Origin of the sequence: Streptomyces sp. NPDC053076 (genome assembly GCF_044546845.1) — a bacterium.
In the GTDB taxonomy this organism is placed as follows: Bacteria; Actinomycetota; Actinomycetes; order Streptomycetales; family Streptomycetaceae; genus Streptomyces.
Map to the genome: position 1 here is coordinate 127,309 of NZ_JBITZL010000014.1, position 26,470 is coordinate 153,778.

The 26,470-nt window shown below is 70.4% G+C and carries 2 protein-coding genes; both read left to right on the plus strand.

Annotation, left to right across the window (positions count from 1 at the left end; translation table 11 throughout):
* The first annotated feature begins 137 nt into the window (after positions 1-137).
* Positions 138-17,357: a type I polyketide synthase gene (locus ACIGYR_RS36885; protein WP_399606759.1), complete on the plus strand. Its 17,220-nt coding sequence runs from the start codon at positions 138-140 to the stop codon at positions 17,355-17,357.
* A 789-nt stretch (positions 17,358-18,146) separates the two neighbouring features.
* Positions 18,147-26,470, plus strand: an 8,324-nt coding sequence (locus tag ACIGYR_RS36890) for a type I polyketide synthase (protein ID WP_400014430.1), incomplete at its 3' end; no start/stop codon positions are given.

Here is a 26,470-nt window from a genome sequence, read left to right on the forward strand (position 1 = left end):
CTGCGCCGGCCGGTCCGAGACATCGCAAGCTCGGAGGCCGACCATCACACGGTCGAGCTGACTCACCCCTACAGACATACATGCTTGCCGAACAGCAGTTGGCCATCCCCGATAGCCGGTTAGGAGTTCGAGTCAAGGTGCTTCCCGACCTGATCACCCCGCTTCCGGTCATCCTGAGTGAGAACGCGGGCCGGTTCCCGGACAAGATCGCTTTCGAGGACGACCGGTACGCGGTCACCTACAGGGAACTCGACGCACGGACGAGGAGACTGGGCGGTCACCTGGTCGGCCTCGGTGTCCGGCGCGGCGACCGGGTGGCTCTGTGTCTCGGCAACTCGGTGGCGATGGTGGAGAGCTACCTCGCCGTGGTACGGGCTGGCGGCATCGGCGTACCGATCAACCCACAGGCCGCCCCGGCGGAAATCAAATACCTCCTGGCCGACAGCGCAGCGGCGTTCGCCCTCACCGGCACTGCACACGCAGAAACTTTCCTTCAGTCAATTCCCCGTGCGACCCGCGGGGTGTCCGTCGTCGTGGCTGGCGCCACCGGCGCCCGTGCCGGGCACATGCTGCCCCCGGGCACCGTACCGTTCGAGGAACTCGCCGCCACCGAGCCCGTCAACGATGCCCCGGACAACCTCGGCCTTGACGAGGTGGCCTGGATGTTCTACACCTCGGGTACCACCGGCCGCCCCAAGGGCGTCCTTTCCACGCAGCGCAACTGCCTCTACTCCGTTGCCTCCTGCTACATTCCCGTGCCCGGACTCTCCGGGCATGACCGCGTGCTGTGGCCACTGCCGCTCTTCCACAGCCTGTCCCACATTGCCTGTGTCCTGTCCGTCACTGTCTCTGGCGCCACCGCCCGGATCATGGACGGCAGTTCGGCCGACGACATTCTGACTGCCCTACGCGAGGACCGGTCCACCTTCCTGGCCGGCGTTCCCACCACCTACCACCACCTGGTCGGCAGCGCCCGCCGCACCGGCCTCTCGCTGCCCGATCTCAGGGTCGGCCTCGTCGGCGGTGCCGTCACCGGCCCTGGACTGCGCCGCTCCTTCGAGGAGACCTTCGGCATCCCCCTCGTCGACGCCTACGGCAGCACCGAAACCTGCGGGGCCATCACCATCAACCCGCCCGACGGCCACTTGGTCGAGGGCTCCTGTGGCCTTCCCGTGCCCGGTGTCGGAGTCCGGATCGTCGACCCCCGCACCGGGCAGGACGTGCCCGCCGGGCACGAGGGCGAGGTCTGGGTCAGCGGGCCGAACGTCATGGTGGGCTACCACAACAACCCACAGGCCACCGCCGAGGCCCTACAGAACGGCTGGTTCCACACCGGCGACCTGGCCCGGCGCGACGAAGCCGGCTACTTGACCATCTGCGGCCGTCTCAGGGATGTCATCATCCGCGGCGGTGAGAACATCCACCCCGACGAGATCGAGGCCACCTTGCGCGTGGCCGAGGGCGTGGCCGACGTCGCAGTCGCCGGCATGCCTCACGACACCCTCGGCGAGGTCCCCGTCGCCTGGGTGGTCCCTGGTCCGGCCGGCGTCGACCTCGCCCGGCTGCTCGACCACTGCCGCACCCAACTCTCCCAGTACAAGCTCCCCGAGCGCATATACGAGGCCCGGACCATCCCGAGGACCGCCTCGGGGAAGGTCGTCCGGCGCCTTCTCGCTGACTTGCCGGCCCGGCTGCGATACGCCGCCGACGGTCACCACGAGAGACTGATGCTGAGGGACTGGAGCAGGGTGGCAGTCTCCCCTGACGCGCCGGAAGAGCTGCGCTGGGCAGTAGTTGGTCGGACCGCCGTCACCGACGGCCTGGTCGCCGCTCTTCGGAAGGCCGGCGTCGCCGACGTACGGCAATACGCTGACCTTTCAACGTCACGCACCACCCCTGACACGGCCACCGACGTGACGGTCCTCGCAGAGGCAGACGCGGACACATTGACGCCGACCTGCGCTGGAGGGAGCAAGGAGACCGGGTCCCGGCTCGTCGTCCTCACCCGGGGCGCGATGGGCGTCACCGACCTGGACGAGGCGCCAGATGGCGCCGAAGTTGCCCTGTGGGCAGCCGCACGGGCTGCACAGGCCGATGGGGGTGACGCCGCGCCGCTGACAATCGTCGACGTCGAAGCCCGCACCCCGGAGTCCGAGTACGCTGCGGCGCTGATCGCCGCCGTCTCCTCGGGCCTGCCCCAGCTCGCCGTACGGGACGGGGAACTGATGCGGCCCAGGCTCGTGCGCCTCCCCGTCGCCGACAGGCCGGATCTTGCCACGCCGGGGATTGACGGCGTCGTGGTCGTTACAGGTGCCGACACCAAGACTGGCTCGGTCCTCGCCCGCCACCTGGTCACCGAGCACGGAACACGACACCTCGTGCTCGTCCAGGCAACGAACACCTACGACGAGTGGAGCCAGGACGAGCCACTGCCGGAGGGGGTGGATATCGTCCGCGTCGTGGCCGACGGCTCGGATTCGCTGGAGTTGTACGAGGCGCTGTCCAGGACCGGTCCAGTGACCGCGGTCGTCCACACCGCTGATGATCCCGAACTCGCCCGAACACTGCATGACTTCACCGCCGACGACGATCTCACCGCGTTCGTCGTGGTGACCGACGCTGCCGCACTGGTGGGCGCGCAGTCCGACGGCCTCCCCTCGACGGTGGTCACCGCCGCCCTCACCGAGGCCGTGGTCCGCAACCGCCGACTGCACGGATTGCCCGGCTCGCTGCTGGCCCTCGGCCGGTCGGACGAGGGCCCCGCCGCCTTCGACGCGCTGATCGAGACCGGATCCCCGGCCCTGCTGGCGCTTTGGCCGAGCACCATCAACCCCGGCGACCGAGTGCAGACGCTACTCGACACTCTGACGGAACAGGAGCCCCACGCCACCGCCCAGGCCGACGAGACGATCACCGCCGCCCTACGCGCACGCCTGGCCGATCTGGACGAGCGGGCCCAGCTTGCCCTGCTCGGCGAGATGATCCGCAACGAGACTGCCGCCGTCCACACCCACACGAGCACCGAACCAACCCCGGTGGGCCGGTCCTTCCGCGACCTCGGCCTCGGCTCCCTCGCCGTCGTCGAGCTGCGCAACCGGCTGACCGAACGGACCGGGCTGCGTCTGCCCACAACCGTGACCTTCGACCACCCGACTCCCGAGGCCCTTGCCGCACACCTTCGGGCCAGGATCCTGGGTCTGCACGACACGGCCGGGGAGGCGACGGCTGACAAGGATCGGACCGGGGCCGCCAACCCCGCGGAGCCGATTGCAATCGTGGGTATGGCGTGCCGCCTTCCAGGCGGTGTGGCGAGCCCCCAGGACCTGTGGCGGCTGGTCAGAGAGGGCCGGGACGGTGTGTCCGGCTTCCCGGAGGACCGAGGCTGGGATCTGGACGGCCTGTTCGATGCTGACCCGGAGAAGACCGGCACGTCGTATGTCGATCAGGGCGGCTTCCTGCACGAGGCGGGCCTGTTCGACGCCGGGTTCTTCGGGATCTCACCGCGTGAGGCACTTGCCATGGATCCGCAGCAACGGCTGCTGCTGGAGACCTCGTGGGAGGCGCTGGAGCGGTCCGGGATCGACCCACGGACGCTGAAAGGTCGTGACGTCGGGATCTTTTCAGGCCTGATGGGACAAGGGTACGGGCTGTCGGGTGCGGCTCCAGCGGAACTCGAGGGCTTCGGCGAGACGGGCACGGCGTCGAGCGTGGCATCCGGGCGCGTGTCGTACGTGTTCGGTTTCGAGGGCCCTGCGATCACCGTGGACACGGCCTGCTCATCCTCCCTCGTGGCCATGCATCTGGCGGTCCAGTCGCTGCGCCAGGGCGAGTGCTCCATGGCGCTGGCAGGCGGCGCGACGGTGATGGCGGACCCCTCCACGTTCGTGGAGTTCTCGCGGCAACGTGCACTGTCCTCGGACGGCCGGTGCAAGTCGTACGCGGATGCCGCGGACGGTACTGGCTGGGCCGAGGGCGCCGGGGTGGTGGTCCTGGAGCGGCTGTCGGAGGCGCGGCGCAACGGGCACCGGATCCTTGCGGTGATCCGCGGCAGCGCGATCAATCAGGACGGCGCGTCGAATGGTCTGACGGCGCCGAATGGTCTTTCGCAGCAGCGGGTGATCCGTAAGGCGTTGGCGTCGGCTGGTCTCTCGGCGGCTGAGGTTGACGTAGTGGAAGGGCACGGCACCGGCACGGTACTCGGCGATCCCATCGAGGCGCAGGCCCTGCTGGCGACGTACGGCCGTGACCGGCAACCCGGGCGCCCGTTGTGGCTGGGTTCCCTGAAGTCGAACATCGGTCACACGCAGGCGGCGGCGGGGGTGGCTGGTGTGATCAAGATGGTGGAGGCGCTGCGGCACGGCGTGATGCCGTCGACGCTGCATTTCAATGCTCCATCGTCGCAGGTGGACTGGTCGGCGGGTGCCGTCCAGGTGCTGACCGAGGTTCGCGCGTGGCCAGAAACCGGTCGGCCCCGCCGCGCTGGTGTGTCGTCCTTCGGTCTCAGTGGGACGAATGCGCACCTGATCCTGGAGCAGGCGCCGGAGACGGAGCCCGTCAATGCGGAGCCCGTCGAGTCTGGGCTGACGGCAGACGTCGTTGATGGTGTGGTGCCGTTGGTCGTGTCCGCTGCCTCGGCGGCGTCCCTGGTGGGGCAGGCGGAGCGGTTGGCGTCCTTTGTGGAGTCCGGCGAGAAGGTGCCCCTGACGGACGTGGCGGCGGCGTTGGTTGGTCAGCGTGCGGTGTTGTCCGAGCGTGCGGTGGTGGTGGCCGGCTCGCGGGGTGAGGCTGTGGCGGGTCTGGAGGCGCTGGCGCGGGGTGAGTCTCGTCGTGGTGTGGTCACGGGCGGATTGGCGTCGGCCGCGGTCGCGGGGCGGACGGTTCTGGTGTTCCCCGGTCAGGGTTCGCAGTGGGTCGGCATGGGTGGCGAACTCCTGGACTGCTCACCGGTGTTCGCGGAGCGGATCGCTGAGTGCGCGGCGGCGTTGGAGCCTTGGGTGGACTGGTCGCTGGTGGATGTGCTGCGGGGGGATGCTCCGGCCGATCTCCTGGAGCGCGTGGATGTGCTGCAGCCTGCGAGTTTCGCGGTGATGATCGGCCTTGCCGCCGTCTGGTCGTCGGTCGGTGTGGTGCCGGATGCGGTGGTGGGCCATTCGCAGGGTGAGATCGCGGCTGCGTGTGTGGCGGGTGCGTTGTCGCTGCAGGACGCGGCCCGGGTGGTGGCGGTACGCAGTCAGGTCATCGCGGGCGATTTGGCGGGCCGGGGTGGTATGGCGTCGGTGGCGCTGCCTGAGGCTGAGGTGCTCGAGCGACTTGCGCGGTGGGCCGATCGAGTCGAGGTGGCGGCGGTCAACGGTCCGTCCTCGGTGGTGATCGCCGGGGACGCCGAAGCCCTCGCCGAAGCCCTCGACGTCCTTGCGGCGGATGGCGTCCGCGTGCGCCGGGTCGCGGTGGATTACGCTTCCCACACACGGCATGTCGAAGCGGTCGAAGACGTACTGATAACCGCCTTCGCCGACATCCGTGCTCAGGCCCCGCTGGTTCCTTTCTACTCGACTGTGACGGGTGAGTGGGTGCGGGAGGCGGGTGTGCTGGGCGGCGGGTACTGGTATCGGAATTTGCGTGGCCAGGTCCGTTTCGGTCCCGCAGTCGCCGACCTCCTGGGTGAGGGTTACTCGGTCTTCGTGGAGTCCAGCGCTCACCCCGTCCTGGTCCAGCCGGTCAGCGAGATCGTCGACCAGACCGACACAGAGGCCGTGGTGGCCGGTTCGCTACGCCGTGACGATGGCGGCCCGCGCCGACTGCTGACCTCGATGGCCGAACTGTTCGTCCGAGGCGTCCCCGTCGACTGGGCGGGTGTCCTCCCGGCCAGTGCCGCCGCCGCCCAGGTCGATCTGCCGACGTATGCCTTCGATCACGAGCATTACTGGCTGCGTTCCACTCCTGCTGTCGATGCCGTCGCGCTCGGTCAGGCGGGTGCTGATCATCCGCTGATCGGGGCGATCGTCGGCCGGCCGGACTCCGGTGGTTTCATGACGACCTCGCGGTGGTCGGTGGATGCGCACCCCTGGCTGGGTGATCACGCCGTCGGTGACGTCGTCGTCGTGCCGAGCGCGGCGTTGGTCGAGCTGGCCATCCGGTTCGGTGACGAGGTGGGCAGTCCGGTGGTCGAGGGGTTGACCGTGGACCGGCCCGTGTTGTTGCCGCTGCGCGGTGGCAGAGCCGTGCAGATGACCGTCGGGGAGGCCGATGAGCAGGGGCGGCGGCCGGTCGAGGTGTACTCCCGCCCGGACAACGCCGGCCTGGACGCGGTGTGGACACGCCACGCGCACGGCACGTTGGTGCCCGGCCCGGTGACCCCGTCCACTTCCGGCGCCCCGTGGCCTACCGGCAGCCCCGCAGCCGATGTGGCCCTCGACAAGGCGGTCGGCGATGCCGACCGCTACGGCCTGCATCCGGCGCTGCTCGACGCAGCGGTGCGAACGGCGTTTCCTGATGAGGACGTGATCGCGACCCGGTGGAGCGGGGTGGCCTTGCTGGCCTCCGGCGCCGCGGCGGTGCGGGTACGCGCAGCCCGTGACACCACAGGGGTGACCCGCTTTGAGCTGACGGACGCCACCGGCGCGCCCGTGCTGACCGCTGATGCCGTTGTCGCCGAGCCGTTTTCACCCGAACAGGCAGAGTCCGAGGAGGCCCCTGGGGCCCTGTTCCAGGTCGACTGGGTTGAGCTTCCCCTTTCCCCGGGTGAGATGACTGAGGACGCCGGCACCACGGCGGTCGTCGTCGATGCCGAAGATGTTGCTGGCCTCGCGGCGGACGGTCCAGCGGTACCGGGCCTGCTGGTGTATGAGGCCGGGCACGCGCCCGCCGACCCGCGCGAGGTTGTCGCCGCCGCGTTGGCCGTTGTCCAGGCATGGCTGGCGGCACCGGGCCTGGCGCACACCCGCCTCGTCGTGATCGTCCCGGACGCCGAGGACGATGTCACCGTAGCCGCCGTGTCGGGCCTGCTGCGTTCGGCACAGTCGGAGCACCCGGACCGCATCGTCCTTGTCGAGAGCGACCATGCCGAGCACTGCGGCAGTGCGGCGACGTCCAAGCACACGACGGCCGTGAACGCCGTGCAGCTCGCGGTGGCCACAGGCGAGCCCCGAGTCCGTGTGCGCGGTGGCGTGGCCTTCGTCCCTCGGCTGAAGCGCGCCCCGCTTGCCGAAGGTCCCCGGCGCGAGCTCAACCCCGACGGCACCGTTGTTGTCACGGGCGGCACGGGGACGCTCGGCAGTCTCGTCGCCCGGCACTTGGCGACCGAACACGGCGTACGGCACTTGCTGCTGGCCAGCCGGAGCGGACCGGATGCCGAAGGGGCGGCGGCGCTGCACGAGGAACTGACCGCCCTCGGCACGACCGTCACCATCGCCGCGTGCGACACCGCCGACCGGGACGCTGTCGCGGCGCTCCTGGCCGCCGTACCGGATGCGCACCCGCTCACCGCCGTCGTTCACACCGCCGGAGTCCTCGACGACGGCGTGCTCACGGCTCTGACCCCGGAGCGTTTCGACACCGTGCTGCGGCCGAAACTTGACGCCGCACTGCACCTGCACGAACTGACCCGGGACATCGATCTTGCGGCGTTCGTCCTCTTCTCCTCCGCCGCTGGAGTCCTCGGCAACCCCGGCCAGGGCAACTACGCCGCCGCCAATGCCTCCCTGGACGCCCTCGCCCTCCACCGCCACCGCTCCGGCCTGCCCGGCATCTCCCTCGCATGGGGCTACTGGAACGACGCCAGCGGCATGACCCGACACCTCGGCGCCACAGACCTGCACCGCACCCGGCGCCTCGGCATGGTCGGGCTCTCCGCCGCCGAGGGCATGGCGCTCCTCGACACGGCCCTGCGGGCGGGCGACGAGACCCCTGCCGCGCTCGTGGCCACCCGGTTCGACCTGCCCGCACTGAGGGCATCCGCCCGCGCCGGAACTCCCGTAGCACCGCTGCTGCGCGGCCTCGCGCCTGCTCCTCGGCCAGCGGCCGCGTCCTCGCACACGGCCGTAACCGACTCCCTGCGTCAGCGGCTCGACCGCCTGGGCAAGCGGGAGTGCACAGAGGCACTGGTGGACGTCGTCCGCCGGAACGCCGCCCAGGTGCTTGGCCACTCCGGCGCTGACGCCATCCGCGCCGACCGTGCCTTCAAGGACGCCGGCTTCGACTCGCTGACCGCCGTCGAGCTGCGCAACCGGCTCGCGACCGCGACCGCTCTCAGCCTCTCTTCCACCATTGTCTTCGACTACCCGAAGCCGACGCTGCTCGCCGACCACCTGCGTGCACGGCTCTTCGGTGACGACGAACAGTGGGGTGACGGCCAGGAGCGGAGCGCTGAGGAGCACACCACCGCCACGGTGGTTGCCCTCTCCGACGATCCAATCGCCATCGTCGCGATGGCCTGCCGCTTCCCCGGCGGTGTGGAGAGCCCTGAAGACCTGTGGAGGCTGGTTGCCGAAGGCGTCGACGCCATCGGAGAGTTCCCCGACGACCGCGGCTGGGACATCGACCGGCACTACGACGCCGACCCTGACAGCGTCGGCAAGACCTACGTACGGCACGGCGCGTTCCTCGACGATGCGACCGGCTTCGACGCTGCCTTCTTCGGGATCTCACCGAACGAGGCGCTCGCGATGGACCCCCAGCAGCGGCTGCTCCTGGAAACCTCCTGGGAGGCGTTCGAACGCGCCGCGATCGACCCGAGCGGGCTCGCCGGGCAGGACATCGGCGTCTTCGCCGGCGTCAACAGCCACGACTACACGGTACGGACGCACCACGCGTCCGGCATCGAGGGCTTCCGCCTGACCGGCAATTCCGGCAGCGTCATCTCAGGCCGGATCGCCTACCAGTTCGGCTTCGAGGGCCCGGCCATCACGATCGACACGGCCTGCTCGTCCTCGCTCGTCGCCCTCCACATGGCGGTCCGCGCACTTCAGCAGGGTGAGTGCTCCATGGCCCTCGCCGGCGGCGTGATGGTCATGGGCAACCTGGAGACCTTCGTCGAGTTCTCCCGGCAGCGCGGCCTCTCCCAGGACGGCCGCTGCAAGGCCTTCGCCGACGCGGCGGACGGAACCGGCTGGTCCGAGGGCGTCGGCGTGCTCCTCGTAGAACGGCTCTCCGACGCACGCCGCCGCGGTCACCAGGTCCTCGCGGTGGTCCGAGGCACCGCGGTCAACCAGGACGGTGCGTCCAACGGACTTACGGCGCCGAACGGACTCTCACAACAGCGGGTGATCCGCAAGGCGCTCGCCGACGCCGGTCTGTCGACATCGGATGTGGACGCGGTCGAGGGCCACGGCACGGGAACGGTCCTCGGTGACCCGATCGAGGCGCAGGCATTGCTCGCTACCTACGGGCAGGGCCGACCCGCCGACCGCCCGCTGTGGCTCGGCTCGGTCAAGTCCAACATCGGGCACACGCAAGCCGCGGCAGGTATGGCAGGCGTCATCAAAATGGTGATGGCGATGCGGCACGGCGTCTTGCCCCGCACGCTGCACGTGGACCGCCCCTCAACGCACGTGGACTGGTCCACAGGCGCGGTGGAACTGCTCGCAGAGACTCGCCAGTGGCCCGAGACCGGGCACCCGCGGCGCGCTGGCATCTCGTCCTTCGGTATCGGCGGCACCAACGCGCACATCGTGATCCAGCAGGCGCCGGTGGAGGACGCTGAGGCCTCCGACTGGGCGGCGACGAACGAACTGGCACCTGGCATCGGATCGGCAACCGCCTCCGACCAGGCGCATGCTGCCGATGCGGCACCCGCCACAGATCTCGTAGGGTCAGGTTCCGCTCTTCTGCCCGTGCCTGTGTCGGCCCGGACAGCGGCGGCTCTGTGCGCCCAGGCCGGGCGCCTTGCTCGCTTCGTCGAGGCACGCCCTGAGCCGGCCCTTACCGACACCGCGCACGCGCTGGCCACCACTCGTGCCCAGCTCGACCACCGGGCGGTCCTGCTGGCCACCGACCGGCAGCAGCTTGCCGATGCGCTGCGCGCGCTCGGCAACGGCACGCCTACTGCCGGCACCGTCACCGGCAGCCCCTCTGAGGGCAAGCTGGCCTTCCTCTTCACTGGGCAGGGCAGCCAGTGGGCCGGCATGGGCCGCGAACTCGCTGAGCGACACCCGCTTTTCCGGAACGCCTTCACCGCCGCGTGCGAGGCTGTTGAACGACACTTGGATGGTCATCTGGAGCGTCCGCTGCGCGAGGTGGTGTTCGCCGAGCCCGGCACGGCGGAGGCCGCACTGCTCGACCGTACCCTGTACACGCAGGCAGGTCTCTTCGCCCTGGAGACCGCTCTGTTCCAGCTCTTCGCCTCCTGGGGTGTACGTCCGGACCTGGTCGCCGGACACTCAGTCGGCGAGATCTCCGCCGCCTATGCCGCCGGAGTCCTTGACCTGGCGGAGGCAGGCGAACTGGTCGCCGCCCGCGGCCGGTTGATGCAGGCCCTGCCCGAGGGCGGCGCAATGGTCGCCGTGCAGGCGACCGAGGCCGAGGTGGCACCACTGCTGGAGGGGGCCACGGGCGAGATCGCTATCGCCGCAGTTAACGGACCCGGCGCCATCGTGCTCTCCGGTGCCGAGGACACCGTCCTCGACGTGGCCGCGCGACTGGCCGAACAGGGCCGGAAGACCAAACGCCTGAAGGTCAGTCATGCCTTCCACTCGCCACTGATGGCCCCCATGCTCGACGAGTTCCGAGCTGTCATTGCCCGGCTGCGTCCCCGCCCAGCCGCCATCCCCGTCATCTCCACGCTCACCGGTGCACCTGCGAAGGACGGCCAGTTCGCCACCCCGGAGTACTGGGCCGACCAAGTGCGCCATGCCGTGCGGTTCGCCGACGCAGTCACCGCGCTGTGCGACCAGGGCGCCAAAACCCTCCTGGAGGTCGGACCCGGCGGCGGCCTGACCGCCCTCGCCCTCGCCACTCTCGGCACGGACCACCGGGGCTGCTTCGCCACCCTGAGCGAGGACGGCTCCGAGGAGACCGCCGTCCTCACCGCACTCGCCGAACTGCATGTCCGCGGTACGGACATCGACTGGTCCGCTCTCCTCGGCACCCCGGCCACGGCGATCGGTACCGAGCTGCCCACGTACGCCTTCCAGCACCAGCGGTACTGGGTCGAACCCGAGACCACCGCCACCGACGCCGAGGCGCTCGGCGCCCGCCCCACCGGGCACCCGCTTCTCGGCACGGCAGTCGAGATCCCCGACGACGACCACGTCAGCCCGGTCAGCGACGGCGGCACCCGTGTGGTGCTCACCGGGCGGCTCGACCGGCGTGCCCTCGGTCGGCTCCTCGATCCCGGCACCGATACCGTTGCGGCCGCCGTACTCCTCGACCTGCTGGTCCACGCCGGAACCGAGGCGGGAAGCGGCGCCGTCGAGCAGATCATCGTCGACACCCCGCTGACCGTGCCCGAGCACGGCCACCTCCAGCTCCGTGTCCACGTCGATGTCCCCGGCCGGGACGGGCTGCGCCCGGTCGTCGTCCACAGCAGGCGGGCCGGCGACGAGGACAGCACCTGGACGCGCCACGCCCGCGCACTGCTCCGGCCCGGCCTGCCCACGCCATCCTTCGACCTGCGTACCTGGCCGGCCACCGGAGCCGACGCCCCGGCGGACCTCCTCGACATCCGCGGGGTGCGAATACACGGCCTGGCGGAACAAGACGGCCAGCTCTTCGCCGACGTCTCCCTGCCTCCGGAACTCGTCGATGAGGCCGCGGGGTTCACCCTCCATCCCGCACTCCTCGACACCGTCCTTCGCCTCCTGGCCGGCCGCACCGGTGAGAGAGCGCGCGATCTCACCATCTGCGCCGACCTGGCCGTGTACGCCGAGGGCGCCACCGCCCTGCGGCTGCGGGCTACGCCTGTGGAGGGCGGACGCCACCTCGTGGAGCTCGCCGACCACACGGGCGAACCAGTCGCCGCACTCGGACCACTGACCCTGGGCCGCATGGACAGCACCGTCATCGCCGCCGCGGTCGGCACCCCCGCTCTTCGCGAGGCACGGGCGACGGAGGACGGGCCGTTCGTCCGACGGGTCGTGGGACGGCCGGCCGCCGAGAGTGGATCGCTGGCCCACCGGCTCGCCGCGCTTGGAGCCACCGAACAGCAGCGCGTCCTGCTGGACCTTGTGAAGGAGAGCGCGGCCGTCGTTCTCGGCCACACCAGCGCTGAAGCCCTCGACGAAGAGCAGCCTTTCAAGGACCTCGGCTTCGACTCCCTCAGCGCCGTCAAACTCCGCAACCGGTTGCACGACTTCACCGGCATGAGCCTTCCCAGCAGCCTTGCCTTCGACTACCCGACCCCTTCCGCCCTCGCCTGGCACCTGCGCACCGAACTGCTCGGTGAGGAAGCCGCGAACTTGTCGGCTGGAGTCGTCCCATCCGGACCTGCCGTGCTCGCGGACCCCAACGAGCCGATCGCCATCATCGCCATGAGCACCCGCCTGCCCGGCGGCGTCAACACCCCCGAGGAACTGTGGCGACTGGTTGCCGAGGAGCGCGACGCGCTCTCCGGCTTCCCGCAGGACCGGAACTGGGACATCGACAAGCTCTACCACCCCGACCCCGCCCACCCTGGCACCACCTACACCCGCGTCGGCGGATTCCTGCACGACGCCACCCAATTCGACGCCGGACTCTTCGGGATCTCGCCGCGCGAGGCCCTCGCGATGGATCCGCAGCAGCGGCTGCTCCTGGAGACCTCATGGGAGGCCCTGGAGCGGGCCGGAATCGACCCCCTCTCCGCCCGGGGCCGTGACATCGGTGTTTTCACCGGCATCGTCCACCACGACTACGTCACCCGGCTGCGGCAGATCCCCGAGGACGTCCGGGGCTACGTGATGACCGGCACTTCGTCGAGCGTGGCGTCGGGACGCGTGTCGTACGTGTTCGGCTTCGAAGGGCCGGCGGTGACCATCGACACGGCTTGTTCGTCCTCCCTCGTGGCGATGCACCTGGCGACCCAGGCGCTACGGCGCGGAGAGTGCTCGCTCGCCCTCGCAGGTGGTGCGACCGTCATGTCCAGCCCGGACGCCTTCGTGGAGTTCGCCCGCCAGCGCGGTCTCTCCGCCGACGGCCGGTGCAAGGCGTACTCCTCGACCGCCGACGGCACCGGCTGGGCCGAGGGCGTGGGCGTAATCGTCCTGGAGCGTCTGTCGGAGGCCCGCCGCAACGGCCACCAAATCCTGGCCGTGCTGCGCGGCAGCGCTGTCAATCAGGACGGCGCCTCGAACGGCCTGACCGCCCCCAACGGACCCTCCCAGCAGCGCGTCATTCGGCGCGCTCTGTCCGACGCGGGCCTATCGCCGAAGGACGTCGACATTGTCGAGGGCCACGGCACCGGCACCTCCCTGGGCGACCCGATCGAGGTCCAGGCACTGCTTGCCACCTACGGACAGGACCGGCCCGCCGACCGTCCGCTGTGGCTCGGCTCGCTGAAGTCCAACATCGGCCACACCCAGGCAGCGGCGGGTGTCTCCGGCGTCATCAAGATGGTCGAGGCGCTGCGACACGGAGTCATGCCGCCGACGCTCCATGTGGAGGAGCCGACACCGCAGGTGGACTGGACGGCCGGCGCGGTCGAACTGCTCAGAGAGGCGCGAGAATGGCCGCACACGGGCCGGCCGCGCCGAGCCGCCGTTTCCTCCTTCGGCGCGAGCGGCACCAACGCCCACGTGATCCTGGAGGAGTCACCCGAAGAGCCCGCCGTGGCGCCGGCGGCAGAGAGCGGTGTGGAGCTGCCCGCTGCGCCCGTTGTGGTGCCGCTGGTGGTGTCGGCGCGGAGTCCTGGTTCGCTGGTGGGGCAGGCGGAGCGGCTGGTGTCGTTCGTCGGGGAGAACGCGGGCACACTGCCGCACGTGGCGGGCGCGTTGGTCGCTCAGCGGGCGATGCTGTCCGAGCGTGCGGTGATCGTGGCCGACTCCGGGGAGGAGGCGTTGGCGGGGCTTGGTGCGCTGGCGCGGGGTGAGTCCCATCCCCGTCTGGTCACTGGCAGCGCGGTGGGTGCGGGGCGGACGGTTCTGGTGTTCCCGGGGCAGGGTTCGCAGTGGGTGGGGATGGGGCGTGAGCTCCTGGACTCGTCGTCGGTGTTCGCGGAGCGGATCGCTGAGTGTGCGGCGGCGTTGGAGCGGTGGGCGGACTGGTCGCTCGTTGATGTGTTGCGGGGGGATGCTCCGGCCGATCTCCTGGAGCGGGTGGATGTGGTGCAGCCGGCGAGTTTTGCGGTGATGGTGGGTCTGGCTGCGGTGTGGGCGTCGGTGGGTGTGGTGCCGGATGCGGTGGTGGGTCATTCGCAGGGCGAGATCGCGGCCGCGTGTGTGGCGGGTGTGTTGTCGCTGGAGGATGCTGCCCGGGTGGTGGCGGTCCGCAGTCAGGTGATTGCGGGCAGTCTGGCGGGGCGGGGTGGTATGGCGTCGGTGGCGCTGTCCGAGGCAGAAGTGGCCGAGCGTATCGAGCGGTGGTCGGGCCGGGTCGAGGTGGCGGCGGTCAACGGTCCGTCCTCGGTGGTGATCGCCGGTGATGCCGAGGCTCTCGACGAGGCGCTGGAGGTTCTTGCGGCGGAGGGTGTGCGGGTGCGCCGGGTGGCGGTGGATTACGCCTCCCACACCCGGCATGTCGAGGCGATCGAGGAGATCCTGGGCGAGGCGTTCTCCGACATCCGTGCCCAAGCCCCGCTGATTCCTTTCTACTCGACTGTGACGGGTGAGTGGGTGCGGGAGGCGGGTGTGCTGGGCGGCGGGTACTGGTATCGGAACCTGCGTAGTCAGGTCCGTTTCGGTCCCGCCATCGCCGACCTTCTAGCCGGCGGTCATACGGTGTTCGTGGAGGTCAGTGCCCATCCGGTTCTGGTGCAGCCGGTCAATGAGATCGTGGACCAGGCGGATGACACGGTCCGGCTGCGTGCTGTCGTCGGTGGCACACTGCGCCGTGACGAGGGCGGTCTGCACCGGCTGTTCACCTCGATAGCCGAGCTTTTTGTCCGGGGCGTTCCTGTGGACTGGGCGGCAATGCTGCCGTCCGGTGCCGGTGCATCGCAGGTCGAGCTCCCGACGTACGCCTTCGATCGACGTCACTACTGGTTGCAGGAGGCCGATGACACCGACGGCAGCGGAGCCTCGGGCGAGGACACCGACGCGGACTTCTGGAGCGCCGTCGAGCAGACCGACGCGGACTCGCTCGCCGGACTGCTCGCGTCGGACTCCGACAGTCTGCGAGACGCCCTGCGCACTGTCGTGCCGGTGCTGGCGGACTGGCGCGGCAGGCGCCAGCAGCGGTCCAGCGCTGAGCGCCTCCGCTACGCCATCACCTGGCGGCCCCTGGACCGGGAGGTGTCGGGAGTACCCGCGGGCCGCTGGCTCGCCGTACTGCCGCCGGGATGCCCGATCGAAGGCGCGATCGGTTTCCCGGCTGACTCCACGGCCGGCTCCCCGGTGGCCGAGCTCCTCGCGGCGCTCGGTGCCCAGGGACTCGACATCGTGCCCTTGGAGATCGCTCCCTCTGCCTTCACCCGCACGGGGCTCACCGAGCAGTTGAGCGGCATCCGAGCCGAGTACGAGCCGGCAGGAGTTCTCTCCCTGCTCGCCCTCGACGGCACGCAGGACACCACTGTCACCACCGCCAGGACCCTCGCGCTGATTCAGGCCCTCGGAGACGCGGGCGTCAACGGGCCAATGTGGTGTCTGACCCGGGGCGTGGTGAACACCGGTATCCAGGACACCGTTACCGATCCTGGCGAGGCCGCGCTCTGGGGCCTGGGCCGCGCCGTGGCCCTTGAACACCCCGACCGGTGGGGCGGCCTGGTCGACCTACCGGCAACCGCCGACGCCCGCACCGCGCAGTATCTCGTGGGCGCTCTGAACGGCGCAGCGGGGGACGACCAGCTCGCCGTACGCCGCTCCGGCGTCTACAGCAGGCGACTCACCCGCAAGCCCGCACCCGAGGCGCCCGCCGACGGCGGCTGGCAGCCTCATGGCACAGTCCTTGTGACGGGCGGCGCCGAGGCCCTCGGCGCACATGCCTCGCTCTGGCTCGCCCGGTCCGGCGCGCGCCGTCTCATCATCACGACCACGGCTCAGGCGCCCGCCGACGCCGTCACCAAGTTGCTGGACAAGCTCGCGGCCACCGGGGTGGAGACGACAGTCGTCTCCTGCGCCGACGCCGACCGTGCAACGCTCGCCCGACTCATCGCCGAGACCCCGGAGAAGCAGCCGCTCACCGCCGTCGTGCACGCCGCCGACACCGCCTGGACCAGCAACATCGCCGACACCGGCCTCGCCGACCTCACCGAGGTCTTCGCGGCCAAGGTCGACACCGCTCTATGGCTCGACGAACTGTTCACCGACACTGACGCCGGCGGGGCCCCGCTCGATGCCTTCGTGGTCTTCTCCTCGATCGCCGGAATCTGGGGTGGTGGTGGCCAGGGCGTCTCTGGCGCGGCCAACGCAGTCCTGGATGCCCTGGTCGAACGGCGCCGCGGCCGAGGACTCGCGGCCACCTCGATCGCCTGGGGAGCCCTCGACGAAATCGGCCCTGCCATGGACGAGGCGACCCTCGCGCAGCTGCGCCGCCGCGGTGTCCTGCCGATGACCCAACAGATCGCGATGACCGCGTTCGAACAGGCCGTGGAAGCGCGAGAGAAAGCCGTGACGGTCGTCGACATGGACTGGGAGGCGTTTATCCCGGCGTTCACCTCTGTACGGGTCAGCCCGCTCTTCGCTGACCTGCCCGAGGCCGCCGCCGCCCTGCGCGCCTCCCAGCCCGATGCCGAGAACATCAGCATCACCTCATCCCTGGTGGACTCCCTCCGCAACGTCCCCGAGGCGGAACAGAACCGTCTCTTGCTCCGGCTGGTGTGCGGACAGGCCTCGACCGTCCTCGGACACAGCAGCACGGACAGCATCGGCCCGCTCCAGTCCTTCCAGGAGGTCGGTTTCGACTCGCTCGCCGCGGTCAACCTCCGCAACAGCCTGCACGTGGCCACCGGTCTACGACTGCCCGCGACCCTCATCTTCGACTATCCGACCCCGGACGCCCTCGTCGGTTTCCTGCGGTCTGAACTGCTGACGGAAACGGGCGACGACGACCTGGACACGCGGGAGGACGATCTGCGGCGCGTACTCGCGCAGGTCCCGCTCGCCCGGTTCCGGGAGGCCGGCCTTCTCGACATGCTGCTCAGCCTCGTCGGTCCCGAGGACCGCTCCGCCCCCGAAGTGACGACTCCCGAGCCAGACCCGGTGATGCCCGCCGCTGAGGACGACGCCGACCTCATCGACGTGATGGACGTCGCCGACCTCGTAAAGCGCGCCCTGGGAAACGACACCAACTGATCACCTGACTTGAACCGTGTCCTACGTGGTGAGGCGGACGTTGGTCCGCGCCGTGCGCCAGGGCTTCCCTGTGTGCGCCGCCTCGCCGAGCAGGTGCCAGAGGTGCCAGAGGTGCCAGAGGTGCCAGTGGTCCGTTGCTGATCTCCTTCGGAACTTTGACATCTCGAAGATCAGCCGGTGGCCATTCTTATATCCGGACACTCACTCCGACACCGGAACAAAGGCGTGGATTGGGTGGGAGCCCTACACCACTTCCTTGGACGCAGCCGGGAGCTACCAGACCAGGGGATGCCCCACGAAGGCGGCCCTGTCTAATCTCGTGGAGGCAGCCCTCGATATTCGCGGACCCTCCGCAGTCACAGAATTGCCCAGCAACAAACCGCGATGAGGGTTCCGCGCCGCGTCAACCGACCTCGTACTTTGCAGCCGCCCGCGACCCTCATCTTCGACTATCCGACCCTGGACGCCCTCGTCGGTTTCCTGCGTTCTGATCAGGTCCCGCTCGCCCGGTTCCGGGAGGCCGGCCTTCTCGACATGCTGTTCAGCCTCATTGGTCCCGAGGACGGCTCCGCCCCCCGGGGTGACGACTCCCGAGCCAGACCCGGTGATGCCCGCCGCTGAGGACGACGCCGACCTGATCGACGTGATGGACGTCGCCGACCTCGTAAAGCGCGCCCTGGGAAACGACACCGACTGATCACCCGACTTACCGACATTTGGTTTACCGACAGCGACAAAGACGGAGGACCTACCGAGATGACGGCACCGGACGAGCAGATCGTCAACGCACTGCGTGCCTCGCTCAAGGAGAACGCGCGGCTCCAGCAGGAGAACCAGCGTCTCTCCGAGTCCTCGGCCGAACCCATCGCGATCGTTTCGATGGCCTGTCGGTACGCGGGCGGCATACGCACCCCCGAGGACCTGTGGCGGGTGGTGACCGACGGCACTGACGTCTACACCACCTTCCCCGAGGACCGCGGCTGGGATCTGGAGGGCCTCTACGACCCCGACCCGGACAACCCCGGCACGACGTACGTCCGCGAGGGCGCGTTCCTGCACGACGCCGGCCAATTCGACGCCGCGTTCTTCGGGATATCCCCGCGCGAGGCGCTCGCGATGGACCCTCAGCAGCGGCAGCTCCTCGAGGTCTCCTGGGAGGCACTCGAACGAGCCGGCGTCGACCCGCACTCCGTACGCGGCACTGACATCGGCGTGTTCGCCGGCATGGTCCACCAGGACTACGCGCCCGACCTCAGCGGCCTCGAAGGCTTCCTCAGCCTGGAGCGCGCCCTGGGCACCGCGGGCGGCATCGCCTCGGGACGGGTCGCCTACACACTCGGCCTCGAAGGCCCTGCCGTCACCGTCGACACCATGTGTTCCTCCTCCATGGTTGCCATCCACCTGGCCGCCCAGGCACTGCGGCGAGGCGAGTGCTCCATGGCCTTGGCCGGCGGCGCCACCGTGATGGCGACCCCCGGCGGGTTCGTCGGCTTCGCCCGGCAGCGCGGCCTCGCTTTCGACGGCCGCTGCAAGTCGTACGCGGCCTGCGCGGACGGCTCCAGCTGGGCCGAAGGCGCAGGTGTGATCCTGCTCGAGCGGCTGTCGGAAGCACGCCGCAACGGACACCGGGTCCTCGCGGTGATCCGCGGCTCCGCCCTCAACCAGGACGGCGCTTCCAACGGCCTGACGGCGCCCAACGGACCCGCGCAGCAGCGCGTCATCCGCAAGGCGCTGGAGAGCGCCGACCTCACTACGGCCGACATCGACATGGTCGAGGGCCACGGCACCGGCACCATTCTTGGTGACCCGATCGAGGCGCAAGCCCTGATCGCTACGTACGGCCAGGACCGGTCGGAGGACCGGCCGCTGTGGCTAGGCTCGGTCAAGTCGGTAATCGGCCACACCCAGGCCGCCTCCGGCGTGGCCGCAGTGATCAACATGGTGCAGGCGCTGCGGCACGGTGTCATGCCCGCCACCCGGCACGTCGACGCCCCCACCTCGCAGGTGGACTGGACGGCGGGCTCGGTGGAGCTGCTGACGGAGGCCCGCGCGTGGCCAGAGGTGGGCCGGCCGCGCCGGGCCGGTGTGTCTTCGTTCGGTGCCAGCGGTACGAACGCCCACCTGATCCTGGAGCAGGCGCTGGAAGAAGAGCCCGCCGCAGAAACTGCCTCCGGCCCCTCTCCGGCTCCAGCGGTCGACGGCGTGGTGCCGCTGGTGCTGTCGGCGGCCACGGCCGCCTCGCTTACCGGCCAGGCGGAGCGTCTGCTTTCGTTCGTCGAGGCGTCCGGCACGGTCGAGCTCGCCGACGTGGCGGCCGCATTGGCCACCGGCCGGGCGACGCTCGCCGAGCGGGCGGTCGTCGTGGCCGACTCGCCCGAAGAGGCCCTGGCGGGCCTGGGCGCGCTTGCGCGCGGCGAGGCCGCACGCGCGGTGGCCGTCGGCAGCGCGTCGACGCCGGGCGGGGCCGGAAAGGTCGTGCTCGTCTTTCCAGGGCAGGGTTCGCAATGGACCGGCATGGGCCGCGAACTCCTCGATTCCTCACCGGTGTTCGCGGAGCGGATCGCTGAGTGCGCGGCGGCGCTTGAGCGGTGGGTCGACTGGTCGCTGGTGGATGTGCTGCGAGGGGATGCTCCGCCCGAACTCCTGGAGTGCGTGGATGTGCTGCAGCCTGCGAGCTTCGCGGTGATGATCGGCCTTGCCGCCGTCTGGTCGTCGGTCGGTGTGGTGCCGGATGCGGTGGTCGGTCACTCGCAGGGTGAGATCGCTGCCGCGTGTGTGTCGGGCGCACTGTCCCTGGAGAACGCTGCTCGCATTGTGGCCGTACGTAGTCAGGTCATCGCCGCAAGTCTGGCGGGCCGTGGCGGTATGGCGTCGGTGGCGCTGTCTGAGACAGAGGCCGTCGAGCGTCTGGAGCGGTGGGCCGGCCGGATCGAAGTCGCGGCGGTCAACGGTCCGGTGTCAGTGGTGATCGCCGGTGACGCCGAAGCCCTCGACGAGGCCATCGACGCGCTGGAGGACCAAGGCGTACGCGTGCGCCGCATCGCAGTCGACTATGCCTCGCACACCCGGCATGTCGAAGCCGTCCAGGAGATCCTGAGCGAGGCCTTCGCCGACATCCGCAGCCAGGCTCCTGCCGTGCCGTTCTTCTCCACCGTGACCGGCGAGTGGATTCGCGAGGCTGGTGTCCTCGACGGCGGCTATTGGTACCGCAACCTGCGCCGGCAGGTCCGCTTCGGTCCAGCGATCGCTGACCTCCTGGCCGACGGCCACACCGTGTTCGTGGAGTCCAGCGCCCACCCCGTCCTGGTCCAGCCGATCAGCGAGATCGTGGTCCGCGCCGAGGCCGATGCCGTCGTGACCGGCTCCCTGCGCCGTGAAGACGGCGGCCCGCGCCGCCTGTTCACCTCGATGGCCGAGCTCTTCGTCCGAGGCGTCCACGTCGACTGGAGCGGCGTCCTTGCGGCCGGAGCCGACACTGGCCGCATCGACCTCCCGACATACGCCTTCGACCACCAGCACTACTGGATCCAGCTGACCGGCACCGCGAACGACGCCGCCTCGCTCGGCCTGACCGGCACCGACCACCCGCTGCTCGGCGCGGTGGTCCCGCTGCCACAGTCCGACGGTCTGGTCCTCACCTCCCGACTCTCCCTACGCACCCACCCGTGGCTCGCGGACCACGCCATCGCAGGCGCGGTCGTCGTACCCGGAACCATCTACGTCGATCTGGCGGTCCGAGCCGGCGACGAGTTCGGCTGCGGTGTCCTGGAGGAACTCGTCATCGAGTCACCGCTCGTGCTGCCCGAGCAGGGCGGCGTCCGAATCCAGGTCACCGTCAGCGGCGCCAGCCCCAACGGCTCGCGCACCGTGGATGTCTACTCCCTCCGCGAGGAGACCTCCGACGAGGCGGGGCAGGAGGGATGGACCCGGCATGCCACCGGCCTGCTCTCCAACGCCGCCTGGGCCGACGGCACGACGCCCGCCGTCGACTTCGCCGCCTGGCCTCCGGCCGGCGCGCAGCCCGTCGCCATCGACGACTTCTACTCGGATCTGGCCGCCCGCGGATACGCCTACGGTCCGGCCTTCCAAGGCCTGCGCGGCGTGTGGCGGCGCGGCGACGAACTGTTCGCCGAGGCTGTCCTGCCGCCCGAGCAGCGCGAGAACGCCGACCGGTTCGGCATCCACCCGGCCCTGCTCGACGCCGCCCTGCACACCAACGCCTTCGCCAACCCCGAGGACGACCGCAAAGTTCTGCCCTTCGCCTGGAACGGTCTCGTCCTGCACGCCCTGGGCGCCTCCGCCCTGCGCGTACGAGTCGCCCCGAGCGGCCCAGACGCGCTCTCGTTCCAGGCCGCCGACGAGACCGGCGACCTCGTCCTGACCATGGACTCGCTGGTATCCCTGCCGGTCACCGCCGAGCAGCTCGGCGCCGGCGCGGCCGGCCGGGAGAGCCGCGACTCGCTGTTCCGCGTGGAGTGGCCCCCGCTGCCCGCCCCCGAGGGCGCCGCCGCCCCCGCCTCCTGGGCGCCTCTCGCCACCGTCGACGACGTGACGGCGCTCGCCGCCCGCGAGACCCTGCCGCCGGTCGCCGTCCTCACGGCGACGACCGGCGACGCCGAGGACCCGTTCGGCCTCACCACCCGCGTCATGGCCGTGGTCCAGGCGTGGCTGGCCGCCGCACCTGCCCTGGACGCCGTACCTCTCGTCGTCGTGACCCGGGGTGCGGTGCCCGCGGGCGGCGACGCTGACGTCACCGATCCGGCCGGTGCCGCCGTGTGGGGTCTGGTCCGGGCTGCCCAGGCCGAGAACCCCGACCGGATCGTGCTCGTCGACCTCGACCCTGCCGGTTCGGCCGGAGCGGGTCCCGTCCTGGGTCCCGTGCTCGCCACCGCGGAGCCGCTGGTCGCCGTTCGCGGCACGGTCCTGTCGGCCCCGCGTCTGGTACGCGCGGCTGCCGTCGAGACCGAGCCCGCCCTCGACGCCGACGCTGGTGCCGAGACCAGGACCGGGAGTGCGTACGCCTTCGCCCCCGGGGGCACCGTCCTGGTCACCGGCGGCACCGGTTCCCTGGGCGCCCTAGTCGCCCGGCACCTGGTGGCTGAGCACGGTGTACGACACCTGCTGCTGGTCAGCCGCCGCGGTCCCGACGCGCAGGGCGCGGCCGAACTGGCCGCCGAACTCGGCGAGTCGGGCGCGGCGGTGACGGTCTGCGCGTGCGATGTCGCCGACCGGGACGCCGTGGCGGCCCTTCTGGCGGCCGTGCCCGCCGAGCACCCGCTCACTGGTGTCGTCCACCTCGCAGGGGTCTTGGACGACGGTGTGATCGGCGCACTGACGCCGGAGCGCATCGAGGGAGTCTTCGCCCCGAAGGTCACCGCCGTCCGCCACCTGGACGAGCTGACCCGCGAACTTGTCCCGCAACTCGCCTCGTTCATCGTCTTCTCCTCCGCCGCCGCTCTGCTCGGCTCCGCCGGCCAGGGCAGCTACGCCGCCGCCAACTCCTATCTCGACGCGCTCATGGCCCACCGGCGGGCCGCGGGCCTGCCCGGTGTCTCGATGGCCTGGGGCCTGTGGGAGCAGAGCACCGGCCTGACCGCCCACCTCAGCGAGATCGACCAGGCCCGTATGAGCCGCGGCGGCATCCTGCCCCTCACCCCCGCCGAGGCCCTAGCCCTGCTCGACACCGGCCTGCGAGCCGAACACACCCTGCTCGTACCGATCAAGCTCGACCTGCGGTCCTTGCGCGCCGACGCGGCCTCCGGCGGCACCGTCCCGCACCTCCTGCGCGGCCTGGTGCGCAGTGGCCGCCGCCTCGCACGCGCCGGCGCAGGCGACGGCAGTGACCTGTTCCGGCGCCTCGCCGGACTGCCCGAGGCCGAACAGGAAGCCGTCCTCCTCGGCATCGTGCAGGCCGAAGCCACCGCGGTCCTCGGCTTCAACGCCGCCGAACTCGCCCAGGGCACACGAGGGTTCAGCGAGATCGGCTTCGACTCGCTCACCGCGGTCGAACTCCGCAACCGGCTCGGCGCCGCCACCGGCGTCAAACTCCCCGCCACCCTCATCTTCGACTACCCCACCCCGGTGGCACTCGCCCGCTACCTGCGCGAGGAGCTCGGCGACGACACGGCCGGTGCCACCGCCACCGCCACCCCCACCGTCCCCGCCGAGCCCGACGAGCCCATCGCCATCGTCGGCATGGCCTGCCGCCTGCCGGGCGGCGTCGACGACCCCGACGGCCTCTGGCGTCTCGTGGCCGAGGGCCGCGACGGCATGGTGGACCTCCCGGACGACCGCGGCTGGGACCTCGACGGCCTGTTCGACGCCGACCCCGACAAGCCCGGCACGGCCTACGTCCACAAGGGCGGATTCCTGCACAGCGCCGCCCAGTTCGACGCCAGCTTCTTCGGCATCTCGCCGCGCGAGGCGCTCGCCATGGACCCACAGCAGCGGCTCCTCCTCGAAACCTCGTGGGAGGCCCTGGAGCGGGCCGGCATCGACCCCCACTCCGCGCGCGGCGACAATATCGGTGTCTTCTCGGGCGTCTCCATCCACGACTACATCGAGTCCCTCAGTAACGTGCCCGACGAACTCGAAGGCTTCGTCACGACGGCCACCGCCGGTAGCGTGGCCTCCGGCAGGGTGTCATACGTGTTCGGCTTCGAGGGCCCCGCGGTCACCGTCGACACGGCCTGCTCCTCGTCCCTCGTCGCCATCCACCTCGCTGCCCAGGCACTGCGTCAGGGCGAATGCTCGCTCGCCCTCGCAGGCGGTGTCGCCGTCATGGGCTCACCGATCGGCCTGCGCGGCATGTCGCGCCAGCGCGGCCTCGCCGCCGACGGCCGGGTCAAGGCGTTCTCGGCCGGTGCCGACGGCACCATCCTGTCCGAGGGCGTCGGCATCGTCGTCCTGGAACGCCTCTCGGAGGCCCGCAGACGCGGCCACCGGGTGCTCGCGGTCGTCCGCAGCTCGGCCGTGAACCAGGACGGCGCGTCGAACGGCCTGACCGCCCCCAACGGGCCCTCGCAGCAGCGGGTCATCCGCAAGGCGCTCGCCAATGGTGGCCTCGCCGCGGCCGACATCGACGTTGTGGAGGCGCACGGCACCGGCACGGAGCTCGGCGATCCCATCGAGGCGCAAGCCCTGCTCGCCACGTACGGCCGGGACCGGGACCCGGAGCGCCCGCTCTGGCTGGGCTCGCTCAAGTCCAACGTAGGTCACACGCAGGCCGCGGCCGGCGTCTCCGCCGTGATCAAGATGGTGCAGGCGCTCCGACACGGCATCATGCCGCCCACGCTCAACGTGACGGAGCCGACGCCCCAGGTCGACTGGGCGGCGGGCGCGGTCGAACTGCTCACCGAGGCCCGCGCTTGGTCGGAGGAGGGCAGGCCGCGCCGCGCCGGTGTCTCCAGTTTCGGCATCAGCGGCACGAACGCGCACCTGATCCTGGAGCAGGCACCGCAGGAGCAGCCCGCGGCGCCGGCCGCATCGACCGCCGGTGTGGTGCCGTTGGTCGTGTCCGCTGCCTCGGCGGCGTCCCTGGTGGGGCAGGCGGAGCGGTTGGCGTCCTTTGTGGAGTCCGGCGAGAAGGTGCCCCTGACGGACGTGGCCGCGGCGTTGGTTGGTCAGCGTGCGGTGTTGTCCGAGCGTGCGGTGGTGGTGGTCGGCTCGCGGGGTGAGGCTGTGGCGGGTCTGGAGGCGCTGGCGCGGGGTGAGTCTCGTCGGGGTGTGGTCACGGGCGGATTGGCGTCGGCCGCGGTCGCGGGGCGGACGGTTCTGGTGTTCCCCGGTCAGGGTTCGCAGTGGGCCGGCATGGGTCGCGAACTCCTGGACTCCTCACCGGTGTTCGCGGAGCGGATCGCTGAGTGCGCGGCGGCGTTGAAGCCTTGGGTGGACTGGTCGCTGGTGGATGTGCTGCGAGGCGATGCTCCGGCCGATCTCCTGGAGCGGGTGGATGTGCTGCAGCCGGCGAGTTTCGCGGTGATGATCGGCCTTGCCGCCGTCTGGTCGTCGGTCGGTGTGGTGCCGGATGCGGTGGTGGGTCATTCGCAGGGTGAGATCGCGGCTGCGTGTGTGGCGGGTGCGTTGTCGCTGGAGGATGCTGCCCGGATTGTGGCGGTACGCAGTCAGGTCATCGCGGGCGATTTGGCGGGCCGGGGTGGTATGGCGTCGGTGGCGCTGCCTGAGGCTGAGGTGCTCGAGCGACTTGCGCGGTGGGCCGATCGAGTCGAGGTGGCGGCGGTCAACGGTCCGTCCTCGGTGGTGATCGCCGGTGATGCCGAGGCTCTCGACGAGGCGCTGGAGGTTCTTGCCGCGGAGGGTGTGCGGGTGCGCCGGGTCGCGGTGGATTACGCCTCCCACACACGGCATGTCGAGGCGATCGAGGAGATCCTGGGCGAGGCGTTCTCCGACATCCGTGCTCAGGCGCCGCTGGTTCCTTTCTACTCGACTGTGACGGGTTTGTGGGTGCGGGAGGCGGGTGTCCTCGACGGCGGCTACTGGTATCGGAACCTGCGTGGCCAGGTCCGTTTCGGTCCCGCCATCGCCGACCTCCTGGCCGGCGGCCACACCGTCTTCGTGGAGTCCAGCGCTCACCCGGTTCTGGTCCAGCCGGTCAGCGAGATCGTGGACGAGGCGGATGACATGGTCCGGTCTCGTGTCGTGGTCGGTGGTTCGCTGCGCCGTGAGGAGGGCGGCCTGGGCCGACTGCTGATCTCGATGGCCGAACTGTTCGTCCAGGGTGTGGTCGTGGACTGGGCGGCAATGCTGCCGGTTGCCGGTGCTTCACACATTGAGCTCCCGACGTACGCCTTCGATCACGAGCATTACTGGCTGCGTTCGACTCCTGCTGTCGATGCTGTCGCGCTTGGTCAGGCGGGTGTTGATCATCCGTTGTTGGGTGCGGTGGTGGCGGTGCCGGAGACCGGTGGTGTCTTGTGCACCTCCCGGTTGTCTCTGCGGACGCATCCTTGGCTGGCCGATCACGCGGTGAGCGGGGTTGTCCTCGTGCCGGGCACGGGTCTGGTCGAGTTGGCGGTTCGTGCTGGTGACGAGGTCGGTTGCGGTGTGGTGGAGGAGTTGGTGATCGAGGCGCCGCTCGTGGTGCCGGAGCGGGG